1 protein-coding gene is annotated in these 270 nt (G+C 47.4%); it reads right to left on the bottom strand.

The features are described 5' to 3' along the window. On the bottom strand, positions 1-215 hold a 215-nt coding region (locus Q4528_RS13995), incomplete at its 3' end, for a threonine/serine exporter family protein (protein ID WP_303522198.1). Positions 216-270: the final 55 nt, after the last annotated feature.

Below are 270 nucleotides of genomic sequence, written 5' to 3'. Positions count from 1 at the left end.
ATACTAATGTGCCCTTTTACCATGTCAGACACTGCATTAATGAGTGGAAAACCAGGCACCAGAAGTAACACAGAAGCAGCCATTACCGTTTGCGGTTGATTACCAATATCATAACGTACAGCCAAGCCCGCGATGGTGGTGGCTACAAATGCGGTCATGCCAAAATTCAGAATGGGGTTATGGTGTCGGTGTGCCATTTCTTGGCGAAATGTCATGGCCACTGCAGAGGCAATAAAGGTCATGCCAAATACTGACCAATCCCCTCCGAAC

The sequence above is a fragment of the Staphylococcus pasteuri genome, assembly GCF_030547725.1.
GTDB classification, from domain to species: domain Bacteria; phylum Bacillota; class Bacilli; order Staphylococcales; family Staphylococcaceae; genus Staphylococcus; species Staphylococcus pasteuri.
This window is presented reverse-complemented; position numbering and strand designations above follow the sequence as displayed.